The 16,687-nt window shown below is 49.2% G+C and carries 12 protein-coding genes and 1 tRNA gene; 3 read left to right on the top strand and 10 right to left on the bottom strand.

The window, feature by feature from the left end; translation table 11 throughout:
* Window positions 1-456: 456 nt before the first annotated feature.
* Window positions 457-1,104, top strand: coding sequence for a murein L,D-transpeptidase catalytic domain family protein (locus ACSF8W_RS05935; protein ID WP_500845869.1), 648 nt, complete (start codon window positions 457-459; stop codon window positions 1,102-1,104).
* Window positions 1,105-1,380: 276 nt separating this feature from the next.
* Here ACSF8W_RS05935 and ald read toward each other — a convergent pair whose 3' ends face one another.
* The 9 genes from ald to ACSF8W_RS05890 all read right to left on the bottom strand — a co-directional run bounded on the left by ald (window position 1,381) and on the right by ACSF8W_RS05890 (window position 14,163).
* Entirely contained in the window at window positions 1,381-2,496 is a 1,116-nt protein-coding gene (gene ald / locus ACSF8W_RS05930; RefSeq protein WP_500845868.1) for an alanine dehydrogenase, read from the bottom strand.
* Between the two features lie 511 nt (window positions 2,497-3,007).
* Complete coding sequence (locus ACSF8W_RS05925) at window positions 3,008-3,274, bottom strand: hypothetical protein (RefSeq protein ID WP_500845936.1); 267 nt, start codon at window positions 3,272-3,274, stop codon at window positions 3,008-3,010.
* A 119-nt stretch (window positions 3,275-3,393) separates the two neighbouring features.
* Window positions 3,394-4,044, bottom strand: a complete 651-nt coding sequence (locus tag ACSF8W_RS05920; RefSeq protein WP_500845866.1) for an HAD family hydrolase — start codon at window positions 4,042-4,044, stop codon at window positions 3,394-3,396.
* A gap of 162 nt (window positions 4,045-4,206) precedes the next feature.
* On the bottom strand, window positions 4,207-5,430 hold the full coding sequence (arsJ, locus tag ACSF8W_RS05915; protein WP_500845865.1) for an organoarsenical effux MFS transporter ArsJ: 1,224 nt from the start codon (window positions 5,428-5,430) through the stop codon (window positions 4,207-4,209).
* 93 nt (window positions 5,431-5,523) lie between these two features.
* The gene (locus ACSF8W_RS05910) at window positions 5,524-6,525 is read right to left on the bottom strand and encodes an ArsJ-associated glyceraldehyde-3-phosphate dehydrogenase (RefSeq protein ID WP_500845863.1); all 1,002 of its coding nucleotides are present in this window, start codon (window positions 6,523-6,525) and stop codon (window positions 5,524-5,526) included.
* A 296-nt stretch (window positions 6,526-6,821) separates the two neighbouring features.
* Entirely contained in the window at window positions 6,822-7,316 is a 495-nt protein-coding gene (locus ACSF8W_RS05905; RefSeq protein WP_500845861.1) for a phosphatase domain-containing putative toxin, read from the bottom strand.
* 59 nt (window positions 7,317-7,375) lie between these two features.
* Window positions 7,376-8,137: a metalloregulator ArsR/SmtB family transcription factor gene (locus tag ACSF8W_RS05900; protein WP_500845859.1), complete on the bottom strand. Its 762-nt coding sequence runs from the start codon at window positions 8,135-8,137 to the stop codon at window positions 7,376-7,378.
* 174 nt (window positions 8,138-8,311) lie between these two features.
* The gene (locus ACSF8W_RS05895; RefSeq protein ID WP_500845857.1) at window positions 8,312-9,412 is read right to left on the bottom strand and encodes a PGAP1-like alpha/beta domain-containing protein; all 1,101 of its coding nucleotides are present in this window, start codon (window positions 9,410-9,412) and stop codon (window positions 8,312-8,314) included.
* 164 nt (window positions 9,413-9,576) lie between these two features.
* Window positions 9,577-14,163, bottom strand: a complete 4,587-nt coding sequence (locus ACSF8W_RS05890) for a thrombospondin type 3 repeat-containing protein (protein WP_500845855.1) — start codon at window positions 14,161-14,163, stop codon at window positions 9,577-9,579.
* A gap of 413 nt (window positions 14,164-14,576) precedes the next feature.
* On the opposite strand from ACSF8W_RS05890, the gene ACSF8W_RS05885 reads away from it, so the two are divergent.
* On the top strand, window positions 14,577-15,185 hold the full coding sequence (locus tag ACSF8W_RS05885; protein WP_500845853.1) for a LysE family translocator: 609 nt from the start codon (window positions 14,577-14,579) through the stop codon (window positions 15,183-15,185).
* Window positions 15,186-15,273: 88 nt separating this feature from the next.
* Here the strand turns inward: ACSF8W_RS05885 and ACSF8W_RS05880 are convergent.
* Window positions 15,274-15,347: transfer RNA gene (locus tag ACSF8W_RS05880), tRNA-Cys, on the bottom strand.
* A gap of 320 nt (window positions 15,348-15,667) precedes the next feature.
* Here ACSF8W_RS05880 and ACSF8W_RS05875 point away from each other — a divergent pair.
* The gene (locus ACSF8W_RS05875) at window positions 15,668-16,606 is read left to right on the top strand and encodes a universal stress protein (protein ID WP_500845851.1); all 939 of its coding nucleotides are present in this window, start codon (window positions 15,668-15,670) and stop codon (window positions 16,604-16,606) included.
* Window positions 16,607-16,687: the final 81 nt, after the last annotated feature.

Raw genomic sequence — 16,687 nt, 5'->3', positions numbered from 1 at the left:
CGCTTTTTCATTTCATGTCCTCTTTCTTTTCAACCCGATGCCCTTTGCATGGTATTGCCACTCACTGTGCATACGTAACCCCAAAAAAGTGCTTTCTTTTTGCACTCTCGCGCTCAAAAAACAACCAATCAGTCAAACCAACAAGAATTCTTTGATTTCAAAATGTGTCATAAAATTTGTCTTTATCTAACAGCCAATTAAATTTTACTGACACGACTAATCCCCAAAATAACGTGATTCTGATAAAACTAGGATTAATCGTAATATAAAAAAAGCAATCGATTTTAATCGGCTGTATTGGCATCAGTTTTCACTCTCCCCCGCCAATAAAACGTGATTTTTTTGTGTTTCACGCACGCCTTTCAGGGTATACCTATAAGTCATACTTTGTGTTTTTTATGATACAGTCTGGCTCCATTAATCATAACCTACACAATATTGCGTTTTACAGGGACAATGAAAAAATCACTTATCCTTTTGGTTTTGGCATGCTTGATGGTGCCATTGCACGCCATGGCTGGTGCAACACACACTCCACATTACAGTTCTCAATCGCATCCTGATCTGCTGATTAAAGATGTTTATAAAAAAGCGAGACTGCAAGGAATTATTGATTATCAGGTATTTAAAGAGGGCTATAAGGCTTATTACAATACCAAGGGTCGTAAAAAATCATTACTGACCATCATTGACTACGGAAAACCGTCTACTGAAAAACGTTTTTACGTCATTGATTTAAAAACCAATAAGTTGATTTACCATACTTACGTGACGCACGGCGTAAATAGCGGGGGGAAAACGTCAACACGATTTTCTAACGTGGTTAATTCCCGTCAAAGTTCGTTGGGTACCTTCTTAACCGACAATACCTACTACGGTGGCAATGGTTACTCATTACGCCTAGATGGCCTCACGCACGGTGTGAATGATAACGCACGACGTCGCTATATTGTGGTTCACGGCGCCAAGTATGCGAATGAATCGTTCATTCGTCGCAATGGCTACTTGGGCCGAAGTTGGGGCTGCCCTGCACTCCCGACACAACTCGCTCGCCAAATCATTGATAAAATTAAAAATGGTAGCGTTATTTATGCCCGCGCATAAACACCATACCACGGTGTAACGCTTTATTTCGTCGATGAATACCGAAAAATAAAAGCAGTATCCGCCCGATTATATAGGCAGATGCTGCTTTTTCATTTGCACGGTAAATAAGGCAACGGCATCTAATTAAAATAACAACACGACCTCTTTATACATAGGGGCTCACCAGATAACAGCAATAAAAATCCCCCCATTAGCATGCCAATGAGGGGGGGGGGGATTAATACGAAATAAGAAGGATACCTTTTATCCTATCGCCTTATCGCCTTATCGCCGTTATGCAATTGCGGTTGCAGGGGCAACGTATGGCAAGTCGAGCGCATGCGCCACTTCTTCACAAGTCACTTTGCCACGGTAGATATTCAGCCCATTAAGCAGGTGCGGGTCATCTTGCAATGCCGCTTTATAGCCTTTATCTGCCAGCGTTAAAATATACGGCAGCGTGACGTTGTTGAGTGCAACGGTGGATGTTCTTGCCACCGCCCCCGGCATATTGGCCACACAGTAATGCACCACATCGTCCACGATATAAGTAGGATCACTGTGCGTGGTCGCGTGAGAGGTTTCAACACACCCACCCTGATCAATCGCCACATCCACAATGGCAGCACCCGGCTTCATCTTTTTCACCATTTCTGCCGTGACGAGTTTGGGCGCAGCCGCCCCTGCCACCAGCACACCACCGATCACCAAATCGGCCTCTAACACATGTTTTTCAATCGCGTCTTTGGTGGAATAAACACATTGCACAGCACCGGCAAACTGGGCATCGAGTCGACGCAGTACATCAATGTTACGGTCAAGCACCACCACATTAGCCCGTAAGCCTACCGCCATCTGCGCGGCATTGGCCCCCACAACACCCCCGCCAATCACCACCACTTTCGCCGGTTCAACACCCGGAACACCGGCTAATAACATGCCTCGGCCACCACGGGATTTTTCTAACGCAAAGGCACCCGCTTGAATCGACATGCGACCGGCGACTTCCGACATCGGTGCCAGCAACGGTAAACGCCCTGCGGCATCAGTGACCGTTTCATACGCAATGCACACCGCCTTACTCTTGATTAACTCTTTGGTTTGTTCCGGATCCGGTGCAAGGTGGAGATACGTAAAGAGCAACTGGCCTTCACGCAACATCGCGCGTTCAACCGCTTGTGGCTCTTTCACTTTGACTATCATTTCTGCTTCCGCAAAGACTGCCTCTGCCGTCGGTAAAATCTGCGCCCCTGCGGTAAGGTAATCCTGATCACTGAATCCGATCCCTTCCCCTGCTTGGGTTTCAACATACACAGTGTGACCATGAGCTACGGCTTCATTGACGGAGGCTGGTACCATGCCTACTCGGTATTCATGGACTTTAATTTCCTTAGGTACGCCAATAATCATCTCTAGTATCCTTGCTGCTGTGTTAACGGTTATATACACAATAATGAAAAACCCATGGAATGTGCGACCATTTTTTAACGAGTTTACAACAAGAGAAACCAGCATATTTGCGATAGACAGACGAAAGCTCTAACTTTGACTAGCGTCACACAAGAAAAAACCACTATTTCACTTACATTTAGGCCGGATTACTGGATTAGAGAGAAAAAGCAGATTTATAGATTGCACAAAGGCGGTTTTCTTGGTGAATATCACCATGAAAGACAAGGGTATGTGCGCGCTAATCACGCCGTTGACGGCTTTCTATTGATGCCTCACACCTTTTCCCGATTAGCACAGCATAAATGACTAAGGTATTGGGTTTCTCCCCCACAAGAGATGACACACAAAACGATCAAATATCACACACACAAGTAACAAAAAAGCCGCACAAGGCGGCTTTAGCTATACGCAGTAGCGATAGACCCTCGCGGATTATCGACAGGTGCTTAATCGGCTCGTTTCAAACAGATTAGTCTTCAAAATCCCACGGCATATCAGGTAGCGTATTCAGGTTTTCACTGTAACGCTTCAGATCAAAGCTGCCGCCATTTTTAGCCACATCAAACACTTCAATCGACAGTGCACACGCGATCATCTGTACGGCTTCTTCACGAGGTGTGCCCGTCATCATCAAACGCATCAACGTTTCTTTCACCTTGATAGGGTTGCCTTCGGCCAACTGGTTTTCCACGGTGTCTACTAGCATATCGCCAGTCATAAATTCTTCGTCTTGCATCATACTACCTGTCATTGTTTCATGACCGCTGGCGTACACTGCAATGCGTATTGTCCAACGGCTTTCGGGTTTAGCTCTAGGTCTAGAGCTAGAGATTATATGTCGAGCTTATTTGTGCGTTATGAAGCCACGCGCCAGGACGCTTGGTCAGCATGCACATCAAGCAAAGTGGCGTAACGGTAAGGTGTCATACCTTCCCCGACAGGATGAATATCATTCACCACCACCACGCGTAAGCCTGCTGACGACGCCGATTGAGCGCCGGTTTGGCTGTCTTCAACCGCCACCACTTCATGCACACCTAAGCCTAAAGTCTGGCATGCTAATTGGTAGATATCCGGCGCGGGTTTGTTCATCGGCACATCTTCACCGCAGAAGATATGATCAAAATACGACAACCAGCCTAATTTCGCCAAAATGCCTTCAACATAAGGGCGCGGCGCCCCTGTCACAACGGCCAAAGGCACTTGACCATGCAGTTCCGCTAAGAGTGCAGCGGCACCGTCTTTGGCGGGAATACCGCGCGCTAACAAGGCGTCATGCGTCAGTGCTTCCATCTTTTCCACGGTCGTTTGTGGGCAATGGGCAAAATCAAACACTTGATGAAAAGCCTCGGCCACTTTCACCCAAGGGATCCCGGCATATTCACGCAAAAAAGCATCTGGGGAGATATCTACCCCACAGCCGGCGAAATACTCATGCCAATTTTGGGCATGAAAAACTTCTGAATCGACAAGGGTTCCATCAAAATCAAAACAAACGGCGCGCATTGGTTTACTCCATTACCTTTAACCGGCGTATCTTACTCGGGATGGCCTTTCAAAGCGAACTTGCCGCGTGAATCGCGTAAACAAAAACGCCCCGATCACTCAGGGCGTTTTCATGTTGTCACCTATTCATTAACGGTTTGACGCGAGCCGCCATTAACGGTATTACGCGGTGGTGGTGTGACGCGGTAACCAAAGAGAGATCAGTGTGGTCGCCGCCAAGAAGGTGAACGAAACCCACAAACAGGCGGCCAAGCCGAACTCTTGATAAACCAGCCCTGATAACACCGTGCCGATTAAGCGCCCCATGGCGTTCGCCATGTAGTAAAAACCCACGTCTAATGAGACGCCGTCTTCTTTGGCATAGCTGACAATCAAGTACGAGTGCAGTGATGAGTTCACGGCAAACACCGCCCCAAAAATCAATAACCCCACCACAATCGTGATTTCCGGCTGCCAGCCCACTTGCACGGCCAATGCGATAGCGGCGGTGACCACGGCCAATACGCCCGCCCACCCCATGGCTGCGCGACCATCCGGTAACGTCCCTTTGGCTTTGCCTGTAATGCGCGGGGCAAACCCTTGCACAAATCCGTAGGCAATCACCCACAAGGCCAAGAAACCACCGACCATCGAATGGTTCCAGCCAAACACATGGCTAAGATACAGTGGCAACGCAATCACAAACCACACATCACGGGCGCCAAACAAGAACATGCGCGCGGCTGACAAGATGTTGATGCTGCCACTTTTTGAGAAAATTTGAGAAAACTTGATGGCTTTCTTCGCTTTCCCCATGTCTTTTTCCAGCCATTTCAGGCTCATGAGTAATACGACCACCAGCACGGACGCCATGGCGACAACCGCACCCTGAAAACCCAACAACGTCAGTAATAAACCACCGATGAAGAAGCCCGCCCCTTTCAGCGCGTTTTTCGAGCCGGTTAGAATGGCAATCCACTTATACAGGGCCCCTTGCTGACCGTCTGGTACCAAGGTTTTAATCGCGCTTTTCGCGCTCATTTTATTGAGATCTTTGGCTATCCCTGACATCGCTTGAGCGAGCATCACCCAAGGCACGGACAAGAAACTCGACGGCACGGCAAGCATTAACAACGCCACCACTTGCATGCCCAAGCCAATATTCATGGTGCGGTTCAGGCCCAATTTGGCACCCAACCAACCGCCAATCAGGTTCGTCACGACACCAAAAAATTCATAGAAAAGGAACAGTGACGCAATTTCTAACGCGGTGTAACCCAATTGATAAAAATGCAGCACCACCAACATGCGCAATGCGCCATCTGTAATGGTGAAATTCCAGTAGTTAAACGTCACCAACATATATTGGCGGACATCTTTTGAAAGCGAAGAAACGGTCGCGATCATAATTACACTCACACGATTGAATTAACCGGTCAGCCGGCAAGGCCATGGATTCGGCTTGTGAATCCATGACCTTGCGACTGAAAAACGGTCAGCTTACGCCTGACCTACCTGACGGATCAGCTCAGCGGTACGGGTTGCATAACCCATCTCGTTGTCATACCACGCATAGATTTTCACCATACGTTTGTTCACAACCATAGTCGATAGCGCATCAACGATGGTAGAACGCGGGTCGCCTTTGTAGTCAATCGACACCAAAGGTCGTGCTTCAAAGCCCAGTACGCCCGCCAGCTCATTGTCAGCCGCCGCTTCCAGTAAATCGTTCACTTCTTCCGCTGTTGTGTCGCGGCTGACATCAAAGATAATGTCGGTCAGTGAGGCGTTCGCCAATGGTACACGTACGGCGTGGCCGTTAATCTTGCCTTCAAGTTCAGGGAAAATTTCGACAATGGCTTTGGCTGAACCTGTCGTGGTTGGGATCAAGCTCATGCCACACGCACGGGCACGACGCAGATCTTTATGCGGTGCATCCAAAATAGTCTGCGTGTTCGTCAAATCATGGATCGTCGTGAAAGAAGCTTGCTCAATGCCCAACTTCTCATGGATCACTTTCACCACAGGGGCAATACAGTTCGTGGTGCACGATGCTGCTGTTACGATACGGTGAATGGCTGGGTCATACAGGTGATCATTCACACCCACTACCACGTTTAGCACGCCGTCTTCTTTGACGGGTGCAGACACCACAACACGCTGCACACCTTGTGCCAAGTATTTATTCAAGAACGCTGTTTTACGGTGTACGCCGGTTGCTTCCAACACCACGTCACACTCCGACCAATCCACCGCATCGATATCGCGTTCTTGGGTACAACGGATCACGGTATCACCGATCACCATGTTGTTGCCGTCAACTTGCACGCCATGCTGCCAACGACCTTGTACGGAATCAAACTCTAACAAGTGCGCCAAGGTTGCCGTATCACCCGCCACGTCGTTGATCTGTATAATTTCAACATCGGCCCAATCAAATGCTGCACGCAGTGCTAGACGGCCGATACGACCAAAACCATTAATACCCACTTTTACTGTCATCGTTGCTTTCCTTCTCTGAGAACGTTGAGAGATAACACATCACATATGAGCAATTACATACGAACAATCATATATACGCCTTTCCGCATATACTAGCCATTCCCACCGCGAGATGCCAGATCTTTTTTGAAAGATTCATAAGTGTATGATTTCTCAGAACCACTCAGATAACATCCTTCACTCGCGTCCCTAAGCGCACACGGTGCTTCACCAATAATAGACATAAAAAAACCCTACCGAAGTAGGGTTTTATACACACTGTTTATGGGATCACTACGTCGTCTGTTGTAGAACGATCACTTGAACATATGAATGTAGTCAATGTGCGCCTGACGGGTAAATGCCCCCGGACGTAATGCTTGGATCTGCGCAATCGTTGTATCCAATTCACAACCACGCGCCAACATAATGCGCGCCGCAATCAAGCCGGTACGGCCAGAACCGCCCATGCAGTGAATCGCAATGCCTTCACCACGGTCTAAAATCGCTTGCGCCGCTTTATTGGCTTGCGCCCAGCCCGCATCAAACAAGGCACCAGGAGCACAGTCGTCTTCAATCGGTAAGTGGTACCACTTTAAGCCCTGTGCTTGGCACGCTTCTGCCAGCTCCGCCAGGCCATCATCCGGTAAATCCGTTGGCTCTAAGGCCGTGATCACCGCCGTCGCCCCTGCTGCTTTTAATTGCTCAAGTGCGTCGACCAACGCCGTTTCTTTGGTACCCGGACACGGCGTCAAAAGCAATTGACCGCCTTCTTCTAATGGCAGTGTCCAAAATGGATGAGTTGTTGACATATCTACACCTATATAATTGCGAGGCGTCCACACAACATAAACTGGACGCAAATAATGGATCAGCTCACTTGGCTAAAACCCGGCTTCTTACGCCCGCTGAGCTGACTCAAGGTAATTTTTTCTTGATTAATGATCCCCGGCTGGCCATTACGAACGGTCGCAATGGTATGACGCACCCAGGTTGGCAATTGGGGTGACAATTGATAGAAAATCCATAACCCTTCACGTTGGGTATCCAGCACCCCGCCATCGCGCAATAACGCCAAATGACGTGACACTTTTGGCTGGCTTTCGCCTAAGACTTCCACCAAATCCCCCACGGTGACCGCGGATTCATCTTCCAATAGCATGAGGATACGCAAGCGCAGAGGATCACTCATGATCTTGAACAGTTCCACCGGCCCCATCACTCCGTTTTGCTCACCGCCATTGAGCATAAGAAACAGCGCAATGCGTTGCTCTAGCCCCGTCAGCGCATCACGGAAGGGTTGATGCCCTGCCTGCGGTTTAGGATCCAAGAAGTCCCAATGCAACAAGGCATCTGAATCGGCAAACAACGCACATTCATTGCTGGCTTTGTCACACAAGGTGATCACGAAATCAAAATGTTGATCCTGAAGATCGGCAGCCGACAGACTGTGCAGGTTATCGCTATTGATGCCCCGCTCTGCGAGTACATCGTACACACGAGGATCCACCGTTTCTGGCTTCATACCCGCGCTTAACACCTCATACTGGCTACCGCCCATGTGCCGCATCAGCGCTTCCGCCAACTGGGAGCGGGCAGAGTTACCGGTACAAAGAAAGAGAATACGTTTCATGCTAGTCAACCCACGCGATTTCATCATGACATTCTTCACACGGCTACCCATTGCATTCACACAAGGGCCGAACAATCGTGCATCAGAACAATGCCACCAATATATATGGTTTTTATTATATATGGAAGTGTGGATATATGAGCATATCGATAGCCCACGCTGTTCGATTAACTTTTACGCTGGCGCATTCGCCAATACCCATTGCACCAATTGCTTGCTGATCTGTGGATGTGAGAGTAAATCAACGTGATTAATCCCACCGACCAGCCATTGATGATTGTCCGGATAGTTCAGTGCTTGCACGTCTTTCGTCGCGGCGCCCAAGGCACTGTCAACGGGGACAAGGCCATCACCTAACCGGCGGTGTTTATCATCATGGATATGCTTGCTCAGGCACGTGGCGACCGCATAGCAGTGAGCGTTTGCTGGCAGCAAAGGACGGGCTTTCAATGCCGTATCAGTGCGGTCACCCGTTTTAAGGCTTGTTTTCAGTGGCGCTTTTTGTTGCCACGCGTGATGGGTAATATAACCACGGCTTAAATCTTTAGTCCCACTGCTGCGCATGTCACCGATTTTACGCAGTAGCGCTAACGAAGGAATGCCGGCCACATAGTCATCAATCCAGCAGGCCAAACGGGCTAATGGTGCCCCATTGTGCGGGGTACCCAATGTAATGAAGGTGGTAAGGTGTTGCGGCCAGCGCAATGGATGTTGCTCTGCATAATGACACGCGCTTCGACTGACTAGCCCGCCCATGCTATGGCCGATGATCACCAACTCTTTCACCGGACAAGGCCACGCTAACAGTAACTTCTCTAGCCGAAAAGCTAACTCCTCGCCATTAAGTGAAATATGCTTGCCGGTGTTGTAGCGCAAATATAACGGCGTATAGCCCATCGCAGCAAACTGTTGCCCGTGATCATGCCCTTTGCGCAGCCAGCCTTTATCAGCCATGCACCAACCGTGTACGCACAGCACAATCCGCCCCGTTGCGTGCGGTAATTGTGTGGCCAGTTGTGCGCAGTTATCTGCAAGTACCTGCTGCTGATCCGTCAGTACCATCGGCAAGGCTAACCGACTTTTTCGGCGAAGTAAGTGATCGCCCATCAAGCCATTGAGCAAGGCAATAAACGCTTGGCTCTGACGTGGCGGGACCCCTTGTTCCAAAAATGCCCGGGCGCGCTGTTTGGCGTGTTCAGAATTGGTTTGCAGTTTCAACGATACGCCCTGCCGGAGGGTATTGAATTGCTGACGCCAAATGTACTTCGCTTTCATGCTGACCTCACCCTGTTACGTTCATAGCGGTTATCGCCACACGAGTATCGCCACCGATTACCGCAGTAACCCATCATTACCTGAAAGTGGATAGCTGTAAATAGACGAAAAAAAGGCCGCTTTCGCGGCCTTAACACATTAGGCGGTTCTCATCACTACACGCATTACGGCGTGGGGGTGATCGCACGACGGTGCCAGTTTTCGTAGTGCCAACGATCGCTGAACGCTTCACGGTTAATCAGCCCGCGATTATCGTGATAGTCGGTCGTGAAGAAGGTTTCTACTACCGGTTCCGACACCTCATCTAAGGTTGGCTGACCGTTCTCATCATAGAACGCCGCTTCCCATTGACGTTGGATCACACAGGCTTGAACAAATGTACCGGTGGCATTGTCATACACTTCTTGTGTACCGGTATACATGTCCCAAGTCACCTGAACAAGATTATCCCGCTCTGGCGTTGCCAATAATGGTTTGCCAGTGACCATACGAATCTCCGGCAACAAATAACTGCCGGGCACTGACTGCAAGACATTACTCACAAGGTCATTACCCCACGCCGTTTCCAGACCACCATTTTGCGTGGCTTCTAGCCCAACCATGGTACCTGCAGTGTCTTCGTAATACTTTTCAGTAAATGTATAGAACGGCGGCAGATCCGGCTGCATCTCGTCATAGAACGCCCCTTGCAGCATGGATTCCGTCAGGTTATCTTTCCCTCGCCAGCTGACATTCTCAGCGGTCAACGGACGCATGGTATAGATCCCCATCTGGAAGCTATCTGTATCGAAATTACCACGATTCATGTCGTACTCAAGGCTGTCACCCATTGCTGGGGTGTAGCCCTGATCCGGTAATGACGCCAGACACTGTTCAAAGTTAAGCGGTAGCCCTTCCGGTACGCGATCCAAGATCGGATCGCGACCGTAAGCCTCCCCACCAATCGTGGCACCCACTAACACTTTGTTATAATCGGTGTAACCCCAAGTCACCACATCCGACACTGGATCGCGCTCAAGGTACGTCACCGCCATCTTCTGTATCAATTCGCCGGTGTCGATATATTGCTTACGGGTGTCTTCCACCTTCGCTACCGCGTAATGATTCATCGGATCGGGGTCCTGATTATTCACCAGCGTCATGTTTGACCGTTGCTCCACCACACACACTTCACGCAAGCCCATGGTGGTATCAATGATGTCTTTACCCATGTAAGTGGTAGAGACATCGTCATGGCGCACGGGTGTCACCGGTGCGAATTTATCAATTCGCTCAATCCAGCCAAAGGTAGGAATACCGAGATTAATATCGCCAAGCTCCCCGATGGCAACATTCGTGCCCCACCAGCGACTGAACGCTTCACGGAACCCGAGGAATTGCCCCGTATTGGCATCTATATATTCATGCTCAAAGGTCGGATTTAAGCTGTAAGGTTCAAGAGTCGACACCTGAGTCACATTCACGTCACGATCTTGCAAATGCCCGCTCGGCAGACCTCGGCGTGTTTCAACAAAAATTTCGTTTTGTGAATACGTCGATGGCGCCTCTGCGCCCCACATCACACGAGAAACATCATACAACTTGGCATTCGGTTTACCCTCGGCCGTCATCTCACCGCTCGGTAGTGGTGGCAATGTTGTCTGACACTCCGCCAGTGTCATCGGTGTGACCAATGGTTCTAGCGGTAAGTTATCCTCGTCATCATTGTAGCCATCGCCGTCGTCATCAAGATCGGCGTTGTTACCGATACCGTCACCATCGGTATCCACACTTTCCGTTGGATCCAATGGGAAAGCATCAAACGCATCACTAACACCATCGTTGTCATCATCCGTATCGGCGTTGTTACCAATGCCATCACGATCGGTATCCACAGATTCTGAAGGATCCAACGGGAAGGCATCAACCGTATCCGCCACGCCGTCATTATCGTCATCGGTATCGGCGTTGTTACCGATGCCGTCGCCGTCAGTATCGACCGATTCGTTCTTATCGAGTGGGAACGCATCGTCAGCATCCGCTACGCCGTCGTTGTCATCATCAGTGTCAGCGTTGTTACCAATGCCGTCGCCGTCAGTATCGACCGATTCGTTCTTATCAAGTGGGAACGCATCGTCAGCATCCGCTACGCCATCGCCATCGTCGTCGGTGTCAGCGTTGTTACCGATGCCATCGCCGTCAGTATCGACCGATTCGTTCTTATCTAACGGGAACGCATCGTCTTCATCGTTCACACCATCGCCATCGTCGTCGGTGTCAGCGTTGTTACCGATACCATCACCATCAGTATCGACCGATTCGTTCTTATCGAGTGGGAACGCATCGTCTTCATCGTTCACACCATCGCCATCGTCGTCGGTGTCAGCGTTGTTACCGATGCCATCGCCGTCAGTATCGACCGATTCGTTTTTATCGAGTGGGAACGCATCGTCAGCATCCGCTACGCCGTCATTGTCGTCGTCGGTGTCTGCGTTGTTACCGATACCATCACCATCAGTATCGACCGATTCGTTCTTATCGAGTGGGAACGCATCGTCAGCATCCGCTACGCCGTCGTTGTCATCATCAGTGTCAGCGTTGTTACCAATGCCGTCACCATCAGTATCGACCGATTCGTTCTTATCTAACGGGAATGCATCGTCTTCATCGTTCACACCATCGCCATCATCGTCGGTGTCAGCGTTGTTACCAATGCCGTCACCGTCGGTATCGACCGATTCGTTCTTATCTAACGGGAATGCATCGTCTTCATCGTTCACACCATCGCCATCGTCGTCAGTATCGGCGTTGTTACCGATGCCGTCGCCGTCGGTATCGACCGATTCGTTCTTATCTAACGGGAATGCATCGTCTTCATCGTTCACACCATCGCCATCGTCGTCAGTATCGGCGTTGTTACCGATACCGTCACCATCGGTATCCACACTTTCCGTTGGATCCAATGGGAAGGCATCAAACGCATCACTAACACCATCGTTGTCATCATCCGTATCGGCGTTGTTACCAATGCCATCACGATCGGTATCCACAGATTCTGAAGGATCCAACGGGAAGGCATCAACCGTATCCGCCACGCCGTCATTATCGTCATCGGTATCGGCGTTGTTACCGATACCGTCACCGTCAGTATCCACACTTTCACTTGGATTCAATGGGAACGCATCGTCGGTATCAGGCACGCCATCGTTATCATCATCCGTATCAGCGTTGTTACCGATACCGTCGCCGTCCGTGTCCATCCATTCGCTGCCATCTAACGGGAAAGCATCCGCATTATCGGCAACACCATCACCGTCATCATCGGTGTCCGCGTTGTTACCGATACCGTCACCGTCAGTGTCCACGGATTCATCTTTATCTAACGGGAACGCGTCGTCGGTATCCGCCACGCCGTCACCGTCATCGTCGGTGTCCGCGTTGTTACCGATGCCATCACCGTCAGTGTCCACGGATTCATTTTTATCTAACGGGAACGCATCGTCGGCATCCGCCACGCCGTCACCGTCGTCATCGGGATCCGCATTATTACCGATACCATCACCGTCGGTATCGACCGATTCGTTTTTATCTAGTGGGAACGCATCGTCGGGATCCGCTACGCCGTCGCCATCATCATCGGTGTCAGCGTTGTTACCGATACCGTCACCGTCCGTATCAACGCTTTCTGATGGGTTAAATGGCAACGCATCCTCGTCGTTTTCAATGCCATCATTATCCCAATCGGAATCCAGACTGTTTTCAATACCGTCGTTATCGGTATCATTATCGACTTCATCGGCAATGCCATCATCGTCGAGATCTTGTGAGTACTCAGCCTCTAATGGGAACGCATCGTCGGTATCAGGCACACCGTCGTTATCATCATCCAGATCGGCATTATTACCGATACCGTCACCGTCGGTATCCAACCATTCTTCAGCATCGTTCGGTAAATCATCTAACGCATCAATCACACCGTCGGCATCGCTGTCGATGTTATCAACCAGTTCGATCTCCTTATTCTCATTGATGATCACAAACTGATCTGCCCCTGCCTCAGCAACAGCCGCGTTGATCTGGCGGGCTAATGCTAATACTTCGGGCGCGTTTTCGGTTAAATCCGTAGCACTATTAGGTAATGAGCCTGATGCGACAAGGGCTGCGGCTGACTTGGTTAACAATGCCGTTTGTTGAGCATTATCCGTGGCAAAGTTTGACAACAGCAACTGAGGGTCGCTAAGGCCTAAATCACTGGCTACTGTTTCCAATGCAGTGATCAGACTCTTCGTATTACCCGTTTGACGCACCTGCATATCAACCAAACTGGTCAACGGGCTGATCACAATGTGTTTAACGGTGTCTACTGGCGATGCTTTCGGCACACCATCAAACACCAACGGTGCCGTCATCAGATAACTTTGTTCAGCATGACGATTTGTGTCTACGTGCAGGGTTTTACCGGCGGTTACTTTCGCCACCAAAACGTAATCTTGAAGGTTTTCAAAATCCACATTATCAAAATGAATCGTACCGTCACCCAATGTTGTGCCACGCACTTCATCAGCATCCGGCTGGTAGTTTTGATTCGCCACTTTATCCAACCACACGATCGCACCTTCTAAGGGGATGTCAGCCAGCACGGTTGCATTGATAGACGTTGGGGTAACAACGGGAGGGGGAACGACGGGTTTTGTTTTATCATCTTCTCCGCCACCACACCCCGAGACAAATAACACGGTAGAAATCGCGAAAGCAACCTTGCTTTTTTTCATAACATCATCCTATTGCTTAGAATTACTGCACGTTACATAAATATTGACACTCCCCACGATAACGAAAGTAATGACTTTGTAGTCACTTTGTTTCCCAATGCGCCTCTACCGTCAATAAAGTAACAGTAACGCAAAATCACTTGCGTCAAAAAATCAACATCCGCAACATTTACAACAACACAAACCTATCCCTTTCCGTAAAACAGCGCGCTTTTCCCCCTCCGATTTTTCAAGAGAATGTCCCATCTTCAATACGGTCCCTTAAACCCTCACCGAGATGTGGCACGTTATCTTCCTGAGTGACTATGCTGTAAAGAAAACCGTATTAATCTTCACTATGTTGTTGAATGACACGACTATCTCGCCCTCATTTGTCTTGTGGCATGAGGGGGAAGATATCAGGGGGAACGAGTATGGAAGTGATGAAAGCGATCTTTTTCGGGCTGGTGTTATCGCTCACCGTTGGGCCAGTGGCCATTTTGGTGCTGAATAACGGCTTACATCACGGCTATCTGGCCGCAATAAAAAGTGCCATTGGTGCCGCGTTTGGGGATTATTGCTATGCCCTGCTGAGCTTTACGGCGGGGGTGATGCTGATCAATAAACTGCCTGAATACCACTTCCAGATCATTTTGCTTTCATCTTGGGTGCTGATTTTTATGGGATTTTATATGATGTGGAATGCGCTCAAAAACGCCAAATTATTAGCAAGGGTGCACTGCCCCAACAAAAAAATGGGGTTCAGGTCAGCATTTCTGCTTACGCTGGCCAATCCCATCGCCATGATTGGCTTAGCCGCATTCATTGGCCATTCGGTCGAACAATTACAGCTGCGCTTGGCCATACAATTGGCGGGCGCGGTATTTATCGGCAGTTTATTGATTCAATGTTTATTGGCAATTTCAGGGTCGGCATTGAGGGACGACGACGATATCGTCACATTTCCGTTTTATCTGCAAATTTTAGGGGGATTATTGATGTGCTTGTTTGGCGTGTATAACTTTGTCGAATTGGCCGGTTAATGCGGTTGCTTCACCGTGCAAACAGCACACACCCACACAAATTTCAGATACAAAAAAACCAGCATTTTCATGCTGGTTCTTTGTAGAATGGAGGCGCGTCCCGGAGTCGAACCGAGGTACACGGATTTGCAATCCGCTGCATAGCCACTCTGCCAACGCGCCATAATCTGTGCAGTGCTGACAATAACGTTATCATCAGAACGAAAATCTGTTTTCACAAGGTTGCCCTTGAGTACGAGGCGTACTTTAACGGATCCTGATAATGAGTCAACCCATTATTTACCACCGACTGATCAACCGTTCACAAAACACCCCAGGCAATGCTTTTTTCACCATCCTCGCGTCGCCCCCTCCGTTCTCAATCACAACGGTAACGGATCATCTCGCACAACCTGCTATTTATGACAATAATGTTATTGTGCTTTATCTTCACTTTTCACGCCGTTTTTGTCGTAACAAGAACACCGATTGAGGAGACCACTATGCATTTTCATCACCTCTTAGTCCCCATCGCCCCAGAGCAAGAGATGAACGACGCGCTGCATCACGCCTTTCGCTTTGCCGACAGCCAATACGCCCATGTGACGTTATTAGTGGTTATTGACGATCTCGCCGAGTTTAGAGATATTCATCGCCATTCAGGCACCGCGTTAGATGTTCTTGATAATGCGACAAACATTTACCATGACATCGTCAAGCAACAGGTCGCTGAATTACAAAAGCACTATAAACACATTGTGTTTAAAACCCAAATTCGCATTGGCATCCCCTTTATTGAAATCATTAAAGAGGCCAATCTCATACACGCGGATATGATCATCATTGACTCACACCGACAAAATAAAACGATCCCCTGCCAAAAAGACAGCAACACGCTGCATCTCATGCGTAAATCCGACATTCCCATTTGGTCTATCAGCACCACCGTTGCACCCATTCAGCATGTTGTCGCCGCGATTGACCTGACCAACCAGGCGTACCAAGACTTCAATGCCAACATTGTCGCCTTGGCAATGGCGTTTTGTGCGATCACGGGGGCTAAGCTCACCCTTTGCCATGCTTGGCGGTTAGAATCCGAAGGCTTTTTGCGAAAATGGAGCGGGTATAACGATTTAGATATCGCTCTGTTATCAAAGAACATGCGTAACGAACGCCTCGAACGCATGACGTCTTTGTTACTGCCACACGAACATAGCACCGTGAACACGCAGATCCGTTTATTGGAAGGTGAAGCCCGTGAGATATTACCGCAATACATTCAGGAAAATGACGTCGACTTGGCTATTCTTGGCTCCCTCTCGCGCACAGGCATTGCCGGTTTTTTAATGGGCAATACCGCGGAATCCATCCTTAATCAAATTCAGTGCTCCGTGATCACCTTGAAACCTGACAGCTTTACTTCTCCGGTATTGCCGTCCTAAATGCAACGAAATAGCCATTGCTGATTACACTCCCAACGAGCGTGGCAAATGGCTAATCCTTCCCTTCTCGCACAAAAGCCA

Source organism: Photobacterium sp. 270122K, assembly GCF_059941365.1.
The sequence above is the reverse complement of the archived record's forward strand: the minus strand, read 5'-3'. Positions and strand labels throughout refer to the sequence as shown.